Genomic DNA, 9,437 nt, shown 5'->3' on the forward strand with positions numbered 1-9,437 from the left:
GCAATAGTTCTCCCTTAATTTCTTAATTTAAGAACCCTTCTACCCATTTTATCACTCTATCCCAAAAAGAGAAAAGTAAAATAAAGCCAACTAGAAGTGAAACTATGAAGGAAATAAAAATAGGATGTCTTTCTGCGAAATTTTTTTTAGTTGATAATTGATCTTTTAAACCAAAGTGATGTCCAATTGAGGAATTCTTAATTTTATTTTTATCTCCAATGGTTATTTTCAACTCTTCTTACCCCCAAATAAGTGACCAAGTTTTGACTTACTAAATTTATTTTTATCTCCCACCTTAATCGAGCCGTCATAAATAATTTTTTCTATATTTAGGACAACTTGTTCTTTCTTTGAATAGTCTTCTTCAACTTGTGATTTTATATCCATTTCGTCCAAGTTATCAAATTGTTTCTCCAGTTCCATTACAATATCAACTAGTTTAGACTTCACTTTGGAAACTATCCCATCAAGATGGTTTGAGGCAACAATTGATCTCATACCAGCAATTTGGAATTCATCAGTCGATATATGATGGCATAGTGCAGTAGGTACAATTTTGCCGTAATTATCTTTATTTTTGTCATTCAGAACGTTTAGTAGTGCTGTTATGCTATCAGTTATAGTTATTGTTTTAAGTTGATTAACTCTCTCTTCGTCCAATACATGTTCAACTGGAACAGGAGCATTGGTGTATTTAAATTGATAGTTTAAAAGATACGTTCCCATAAGTTCCCCTTTTAGAACTCTGTAACTAGGAACTTCCTCTTTTGTATAGCCTTGTAACTCTCCGTCTATCCAATTTATTATTAATTCATTATCTAGATCAGAGAGGATTACCTTCAACCTCAGTAGTATATTCTCAATGCTATCTCTTCCACCAACTAAATCCTTTACCAATTGACTTCTGGCCATTTAATCAACCCTTTTCCGAATTATCTTAATCCTATTGTACAACAATTATTTTAATATTTCTCAAAAAAGGTTTTCTATAAAATTAGCAAATATAATTAAGAAAGGAGGCGATAAATATCTATGATTGTAAATGAAGATTTGGACTTAATAAAAAGAAGCCTATGAGATCATGTTTGAAATTGAGAACGGACTCAGGTCATTCGCAGCTCATAAGGTGGAGAAAGACTTTGGTCAAAATACCGGGAGTCGATGTCGTACCGACACTCCATAATGAACACAATCTTGACTTAACACCAATAGATGCTATTAGCGTAGAGTTAAGAGGAAAGGAAGGCACTGATAAAGCAAATATTATCAATGCCTTCTTTTATAACTTATAGTTATTTAGAAATCAATTGTTAATTTAAATCAGTGATCACTTTTATGATTACTTAAAATACTACCTTACAAAAAATCGTTGAAGATTACAATATAAGTAACTACATTATTTAAGTCCAGTTAATTTGTTTAACTTCTGCATTCTCCAACATTTCATAAATGTCTTTTATCTTAGCTTTTTCTTGTCCATAAAAGCGGTTTTTACAAAAAGTAAAAATCATTCGATTTTTTGCTCTTGACATTGCAACAAAAAATGTAAATGTTTCATCATCTGGAGAGTCCTCAAAATTCCAAAAGGCTCCATCTTCTAGTCCCAATAGAATCACAGATTCAAACTCAAGACCTTTACTTTTATGAATTGACATAATGGGGATTGAATAAATTCCCAAAAAATCATCTAATGCTTTATTCCAGACTTTATGTTTTTCATATGAATAACATAGAAAATCTGCAGTCTGTTTTACTTTTCTTTCTAAATATTTTCCCTTTCTATACTCAGGATAACTACTTTTTATTAAATCTAAACCTATTAAATTTAAAATTTTGTATAACCATTTCTCTATTACTTTCTCGGTCACATTAATTGACTCATCTTTAAGGTCCTTTTTAAATTCAACTATAAAACTATTAATTTCTTTTTCTACTTGATAAGATTCTGTTTCATCATGTCCATGTAAACTTAAGACATTTGAAATTAAACTAGACCAAGCTTTTGGGTCGCGCTCTGTTGTAGCTAAAGAAAAAACATCGATTAAATATTTCATGAAATTTTCCGTTAGTAAATCTTGCCATTGGTCCTCTATTCTAGAGTGTATCCCTAAATTACTTAATTCATCTATTAGCATGGAACAATACATATCTGCTCGTTGCCTAACTAAAATACCTATATCTCTTCGTTCAAGTTCTTCTTGATCAATCCAAGTTTTAATTTCTAATGCTAATCTTTTTGCTTCTTCAGAAACATTGATGAAGTTCCAAATTTCGCATATTCCCTCATCTTCACTTTTCCATTTGTCAGATGGCGTTATTACTGTTGAACCACCCAGCATATCGTTTATTATAGAAGTTTGAATTCGGACTAAATTAGGAGCAGATCTATGATTTAAAACCATCTCAAATTCTTTAGCATAAAAATCTTGCTTAAATTGTTTAAATACACCCTCCATCGCGCCTGCCCAACCCATAATCTTTTGTTTAAGGTCACCCACAGCAGTCACTGAAGCATTTGAATTCATAAAAATAGTTCTAACTAAATCGTACTGGATTAATGTTGTATCTTGAAACTCATCTAAAAAAACATGACTATATGTAGCTCTGATGGCTCTTAATAACTTTGGATTTGACCTAAATAAATATTCAACAATTCTTGAAATCATGGGGAAGGTTAATCTTGAATTTCCTTTCCCATTAATATAGGTTTTCCAAAGTTGAAACTTATACCAAGATTCCATTGAATTTATTTTTTCCATTTGTAACGGTAATCTTTCATTTGCATATGTCTTGGCAAAAAGATCATAATCAAAGTAGTAATTCCACCCATTTTCCTCACTAGGTTCTTCTGCTTGTTCTCTAAGGGTAGGTATATCTCTTCTATTAAAATTAACTATTTCATACTCCATTGATGGTCTATAAAATTCAGGTATAGCTAAACGATATCTATCCAATAATTGCTTAGCAAATGAGTCATATGTTAAGGACACAAACCTATTTGCAAATTCTTTACCAGATCGTTTTTCAACTCGTTCTTTTAAATTCTTTGCTGCATCTCTTTTAAAACTTATAGCTAGTATTCTAGCAGGATATGCACTTGTATTTGTTTCTAACAAATAACAAGCTTTTTGAGCCAACAATTCCGTTTTTCCTGCTCCCGGACCAGCTAACACATAGGCGTTTTTCTCATACTTCACTACTTCTTGCGCAGCTCTTTCTAAAACAACATCGTCTTTTGGATTCCATGATTCTTTTTTCACATAGTTACTCAGATAAATCACCATCAATAACTGATTTTATTCCCTTCATTAGTTTTTTTAGAGGAATTGGTAACTTTTCATTTAATAACTTTGTATCTATATTTTCTAATGACATAATATGAGTGCTGGGCTTACCTCTTCCTAAGAAAAAGTAATCATACCAAATCATTAATTGTTTCTGTTCTTCCGAATAGGCGATTCCTGAACCGCCCTCAGTTTTTAAGGTTGCTCTTATACCTTTTTCCAAACGATCCATATATTCAATAGAATCTTTCTCTTTATCTACACCTTTTGGACCGCCAAGTTTCGGAACTGTCTTTTTATATGCATCTAAGAAACTTTCAATCATCACAAAATCAATATCTAGCGGAGCCGAAAAGTAAACTCCATATTCTTCTAAAAACTCAACCCATAAATAGAGATTTTCCCTTTCATCTACCTCTTCTATAGACCAAGTATGCATACTAGAGAATTGATCATCACTTAGTACCCCATTTTGTACAGATAGTAACTTACTTTTATCGTAACCTATTTGTATTAACTGCTGTAATACATATTTTACTCGACCCCATCCACCGCCATTTCGTTCTAAATCTAAATCCAATAGTGTTAAATAAGGGATATTCAATTGGTGTAGTAATTTCCAAAAATGATTTACGTGTCTTCCACCCAATGGAACGATAGAAATATTGCTTTGATCTAAATCAGTATCCAGAAGGTTAATTATCTTTGGAAGTATAATCTCTTCACTATCACCTTCTCCTAAAACAACTAATTGTGAAAAATACAGTTCTGGATATGCCATAATAGCAGCTTTTATATATTTATATTCTTCTTCTTTATCTTTGTCAGGAAGAATTATTGAATTTACGATAGTTCTTATTTCTTTTTGATCAATTTTAAAATGAAGAATTGATTGTGGATCGACTCTTTTAATCATCGAAGGGGAGTGGGTAGCAACTAAAACTTGTGCATTATCATTTTCAGAGACGTCAGTTAAAGCTTTCATTATTCGACCAAGTAAATGAGGGGAAATATGATTTTCTGGTTCCTCAACTGCTAACAAGGTCAACACTGGTGGTTGAAGATTATATATTTTTTTATCTTCCTCAGCTTTATCTTGTAAAGCCTCATTCTCAATATCTAAAAACGAATTTACTAGAGTCAAGTAAAAAATTGAGCGTAATCCATCGCCTAATTGATCCACTTTATATTTGCTTCCTGTTTCAGTTGGTTCAAAATAAACCTCTACTTTTTTTAGAATTGAGTCTAAGTCTGCATGGCTGAAAGCAACCATAGTTGAGCCATAGCGAAAATCATTATGGTATTTCCTCCATTGACTATTAAGTATTTCTCTTAACCGTTTAACACCATTTACTTCGTCAAAAATTCCATCAACTTGCTTCATTTTTTCTTGTATGTCACTATTAATTTCTTTTGGCCAGTTAATTCCTTTTAAAATCCTCCCTAAAATAGTTCCTGATGCATTTTTTAATTGTACGGCCGGGTCTCTTGTTGCAGGTATATAAATCATTTGAATTTGAGAACGCTCACTGGCTTTAACCGGCTGTAGATCTTCATCTTCTGTTTTGGTTCCAATTGGAGATAAGACATAATATAACCCTTGCTCAATATTTCCTTCAAATGTATTTCCTTCTGATAACTCGGCTTTTAGCCTTATACGCACATAAGGACTTCCACCAACTTTACCCGCAACCATATGATTAAAATGTGGCGGGATAGTAGTTCTTGCCTCTTCAGTATCATTTTCAAGTTCATTAAAATCAATTATAACTTCTATATAAAGTGAAGATTCACCATGATCTATTGGATTTTCATTAGCAGGTATATGGAAATCAGATCTTTCCAACAAGCGCTCTTTCTGATAAGGACTAAAAAGTTTTAATAAAGCTTGTATTGCAGAAGTTTTACCACTACTATTCGCTCCAACTAAAACTGACAAGTCTTCTAAATCTAGATTAGTATCAGTTGGTCCAAAGGATCTAAAGTTATTAATAACTAATTTCTTTATTCTCAATTAGTTCAACTCCTCTTCAGTGTTATTAAGTGCAATAATTCTATTCAAATTCTTTGATATTTCGTGATTTACTTACCTTCTCTCTAGTAGTTTTAAGTTGTTTATATGCTGACTCCGGTAATGCTTGAAACTGCTCCGGACCTATAATATTCGTGATCACTTTTTTAAACTCTTTATTATTATTGATTCCAACTAATACGCAGTAGGTTGGTTCATCTTCATATACAACTCTCTCCATTAGAAACCTCTTGCGTTGAACCACATCTTTAAATACTTTATTTGATGCATGAAGTAGGAATATTGATATAATAGGTAACTCACGGATCCTATCTTCTTTTTTATAGTTAAGCGCCATATATGGAGTTAATATTGCTTTACGTCTTCTAAAATCTAAAAGTTTCTTACTTCTAGATGAAAGAAACTCGCAAAGGTTATCTCTCGTATTTGAGTCTAATAAAAGAAGGTACCTAGCAGCTCTGATACATAAATAATCTCTTGTACCATCTAATAAATCGATGAGTTGTTCCAACATGAACTCGATCTCTTGTTTGGGTTTTGGTGCAGGCCCTATTAATAAATCAAGGAAACTTTCCCCTTCTTCGTCCTCAAGATCAGAATTGATTTTTCTTGCCATGTAGTCATCAATTTCGTCTCTATGACTAGCAATATATATTTCACCTATGTCGTCTTCTTCATTAACTATCTCTCTAATACGCGTAGAATAATCATTATAAGCAAAATACATCCCCAGATGGTCCAATTCATCATTAAGCTTTATATAAGGATTCCTAATAGCATGACTTCTTTGATATAAATAATTTAAGAACAAACTTGGGGAATCAAATAGTTCAGGATACACTCTTAAATCGTTAATGGAGATACACCATACAGGCAGATCGCTATTTTGAATAAACTCTGTTTTTTCTATTTGGGATGCTATCTCGTTGAAATCATCCAAAGTAACACAACATGCTTGGATAAATTCACTATTTTCAATAGCAGTAATAAGTTTATAGCGCTTTTTACTCTCTTTCTGATAAATTTCTATCTTTCCTGCCCTCATATATTCTTCATAAAGCCGTACAGATTGTTCGTAGGGGTTTTTTGCCAAATCATTCAGTGACTTTTTGTAGGCTTCTTCATCTGAAAAAGGTGAAACCGGTGATAATGCCCCACCCTTCACTTCTATAATTATCATTACATCATCAAAAAGAATAATACCGTCACATTCACACCATTCATTCTTTCCATTTGCACCGACTGGTGCTTTATAAAAAATGTTTTGAAACATAATAGCTTTAGGCAAAATAGTTTTAAATAATTTAAAAGGTAAATCCTCTGATAAGTCTTTTTGAATGTCATTTATCTTATTAGAAACACTCTCTTTTTTCCTCCGCACAGCTCTTAAAACTGTTCTGTAAAAGTTATCTATTAAATTATCAACAGAAAAACAATAGTACTTGTCTCCTATACCAATGATGGGTTTATATTTTATGGGGGCCTCCTTTATCATTACTTGTACATCGTCTTCATAAAAGTCATTGCATTCGCCTTGTTGAAGCGAGAGTTCCTTAATAAACTCTACAGGCCAACCTGTAATGCTTTCAACATTAAAATATTCAGCTAAATTTAAAAATACTTCTTCTGACATCTCATCTTCAGGTGAAGCACCACTATCTAACAAAGCTTCCATAAATCCCATAGTACGTAATCGTCTGCTGATTGCTAAAAGACCATCTACTAGATCGACGCTTGTAATTCCAAAGATCTCATTAAAAAGATCTGTATATGGAGACAGCATATCTGTAAAATGAGCTTTTTCAAAATAGGGATACATTGTTCCAGAAACATTCATTTGCATCCCTTGTGAATACTTAATTAAATCATCCTTCGGTGCAATGTTTACATAAATAGTGGCAGCATTATATAAACTATTTAGTTCTTCCATATATTCATTTATTTCATTTTTATCTAAGTATCCAGTTCCTGTGTTGATGTCACTACTTACAATAAGACTTTGTGTAATATCAATCATTTTGTTCTCAAAAGGCCTTATATCTCCGTGAACTGAAGCCTCAATATCCCCAAAATGGTTTAAAAACTTTAGAACATGCAACTGAACCATAGTTATAAGCGGATCGGCTTTAGAAATTGAGCTTCTAATTTTTATGAGGCTATTTTCTATTTTCTTCTCCAATTCTTTTAAATCCATATATGGCAGAACATCTTCATACACCTCATCATCCCCCATTCTTCACTTTGTTCAGTTCGCTCTTACTTAAAAAACAACTAAAATCTATTACTAGATAACCAAAAAAATCAGTCATTTCCAAAAAGTTTACATACTAACCTCTTTACTAGAAATGACTGACCTATGATGTACTTATAATCTACATTGATCTAAACTCTCTTTGCTGAAAAGCATATTATTCCCTTAACTATATTTTACCATTCATTATTTAATAGTAAAATGTAACAATTTATAAGATAAATAGCAGAACTCCATAAGTGGAAAGACTATTTATGCATTTCATTGATTTTTTATTTTATGTCTTAGAATTTATTATCTTAGACGATATACTATTTTTGAACCTTGTAAGTAACACACTTAGAACCATTCAATTGGGTATGTTTAAGTTGATTACTTGGAAAAGTTAATTACTTATGAATTTGCTAACCCTAAGTGATACTTTTTGTACTCTGACAATAAAAGAGAGAAATGGAGGAACTTCGAGTAGACAAACAAGATTACAAAATTCACTACAATACTAGGAGGAAAATAAATGAAAGAGGAAATTATTCTTAGAAAAAGTGCAAGGCAAAGGCTAGAGGTAAAAGCCTCGGATCTCGAATACCTTGCCTTTTTGGAACAGCAACGATTGCTTTCCGTTCAACAATTTTATCAAGCATATTCAGCTTTGTTAAATAATCGACTCAAAGATTACAGTTTCAAAAATCGCGTACGAAAATTCGAAGAATACAATCTTATTCGAAGTAATTTTTATAGCAATGGTTTCGAGGGGGAGCGTTTTAAATATGTGACAGTCGGTAGCAAAAGTATTGAATTGTTAATTGAAAATGAATTTCTTGATGGCTCATACAATAAGTCAAAAATATACAAATTCAATCAAAAGAAAAATGTTCTTCACTATCTTGCAACACAAAAAGCCGTTATTAATATTTTGGCAAAACTAAACGAAAGTCTAATTACTGAATTAAATTCTAAACAGGTTAAATACGGATTGTTTTATAATGAAAATCTCTTCTCTATTTCACCAGCACACCTTCGTTATGAAGAATGGATTCCAGAATTCAGAAATTTACACCGTCAAAATAAAGGTGCTTTCCATTCGAAAGTTGCTAAATATATGACCCAAAGTAATACTAGTAATCTACAATCAGGAAAAACCATGACAATTGTAAAGCCCGATTGGATTATCAAAGTTGAACCGTGGAGGAAAAGAAAACCAGTTTACCTGAATATTGAACTAGACCTTAGCACAGAGCCAATAGAAACACTAACTGAAAAAGATTTTAAATATGCTATAGTTGCAGAAAACAACCTTGAAGAACAACATCACTTGTGTATTGTAATTGCTGATAATAGTTTTTCAAACCGTTCACAATTCGGTACGGGGATTAAAAGAACCCAAAATATTATTAAACGATTTAAAGAAGATAAAGCTGTAATGCAGCGAATAAAAGAATCAAGTCTTATTGTATTGGTCCATCCATTATCGAGAATAGAAGAGAAAATTCACCAAAATTTATGTAAATACTCATGAATATGATCTTGAGGTTTTCAACTGAGAAAAAACTTTTTCTAATTAGTCATTCATTTTTGAATGGCTACCTTACATAATCATCTATTCTAATGATAGTTACCATTATTAGATACCATTGTTCCAGCTTTTCAAATCAGCTATCTTCACACTGTAACCTAAAGAATATCAATTAAAATTCACATTAATAGTTACCTCTTATAGTAACCTCAAACAAAGTCTAGAAGAATGTAAGCGTAAAATAGTCCACACCTGTTTTTCAGATGTGGACTACTGTTATAATTTATTTAGATTTATTAGGAACGCGGCATTCATCAGGGAGTGTAGCGGACCACGGCAGAAGTCGAGTCAACTGCA

The 9,437-nt window shown here is 32.1% G+C and carries 7 protein-coding genes; 2 read left to right on the forward strand and 5 right to left on the reverse strand.

Annotated features, from left to right (window positions below; translation table 11 throughout):
* Positions 1–22: 22 nt before the first annotated feature.
* Both ACDX78_RS20020 and ACDX78_RS20025 read right to left on the reverse strand, forming a co-directional pair.
* On the reverse strand, positions 23–232 hold the full coding sequence (locus ACDX78_RS20020) for a hypothetical protein (protein ID WP_486030163.1): 210 nt from the start codon (positions 230–232) through the stop codon (positions 23–25).
* Positions 229–912: an AbiTii domain-containing protein gene (locus ACDX78_RS20025; RefSeq protein ID WP_486030165.1), complete on the reverse strand. Its 684-nt coding sequence runs from the start codon at positions 910–912 to the stop codon at positions 229–231. The genes ACDX78_RS20020 and ACDX78_RS20025 overlap by 4 nt, the downstream gene beginning before the upstream one ends.
* A gap of 227 nt (positions 913–1,139) precedes the next feature.
* On the opposite strand from ACDX78_RS20025, the gene ACDX78_RS20030 reads away from it, so the two are divergent.
* Positions 1,140–1,292, forward strand: a complete 153-nt coding sequence (locus tag ACDX78_RS20030; RefSeq protein WP_486030167.1) for a hypothetical protein — start codon at positions 1,140–1,142, stop codon at positions 1,290–1,292.
* Between the two features lie 108 nt (positions 1,293–1,400).
* Here ACDX78_RS20030 and ACDX78_RS20035 read toward each other — a convergent pair whose 3' ends face one another.
* Genes ACDX78_RS20035 through ACDX78_RS20045 form a run of 3 tightly spaced genes read right to left on the reverse strand, consistent with a single transcriptional unit; the run spans position 1,401 to position 7,534 of the window.
* Positions 1,401–3,284, reverse strand: a complete 1,884-nt coding sequence (locus ACDX78_RS20035) for a UvrD-helicase domain-containing protein (protein ID WP_486030176.1) — start codon at positions 3,282–3,284, stop codon at positions 1,401–1,403.
* Positions 3,265–5,298 (reverse strand): ATP-dependent nuclease, encoded by a 2,034-nt coding sequence (locus ACDX78_RS20040; RefSeq protein WP_486030168.1) that lies wholly within the window; start codon positions 5,296–5,298, stop codon positions 3,265–3,267. The genes ACDX78_RS20035 and ACDX78_RS20040 overlap by 20 nt, the downstream gene beginning before the upstream one ends.
* Positions 5,299–5,338: 40 nt before the next feature.
* Positions 5,339–7,534, reverse strand: a complete 2,196-nt coding sequence (locus ACDX78_RS20045) for a hypothetical protein (RefSeq protein ID WP_486030170.1) — start codon at positions 7,532–7,534, stop codon at positions 5,339–5,341.
* A 547-nt stretch (positions 7,535–8,081) separates the two neighbouring features.
* Here ACDX78_RS20045 and ACDX78_RS20050 point away from each other — a divergent pair.
* Complete coding sequence (locus ACDX78_RS20050; RefSeq protein WP_486030171.1) at positions 8,082–9,083, forward strand: replication-relaxation family protein; 1,002 nt, start codon at positions 8,082–8,084, stop codon at positions 9,081–9,083.
* Positions 9,084–9,437 lie beyond the last annotated feature (354 nt).

It is taken from the genome of Virgibacillus oceani, from assembly GCF_041521345.1.
Lineage (GTDB): Bacteria > Bacillota > Bacilli > Bacillales > Amphibacillaceae > Virgibacillus_N > Virgibacillus_N oceani_A.

What these genes read in the sequence shown, in the direction of transcription:
- ACDX78_RS20025 (WP_486030165.1), bottom strand. Translation starts at nt 912, where the DNA reads ATGGCCAGAAGTCAATTGGTAAAGGATTTAGTTGGTGGAAGAGATAGC.
- ACDX78_RS20035 (WP_486030176.1), bottom strand. Translation starts at nt 3,284, where the DNA reads ATGGTGATTTATCTGAGTAACTATGTGAAAAAAGAATCATGGAATCCA.
- ACDX78_RS20050 (WP_486030171.1), top strand. Translation starts at nt 8,082, where the DNA reads ATGAAAGAGGAAATTATTCTTAGAAAAAGTGCAAGGCAAAGGCTAGAG.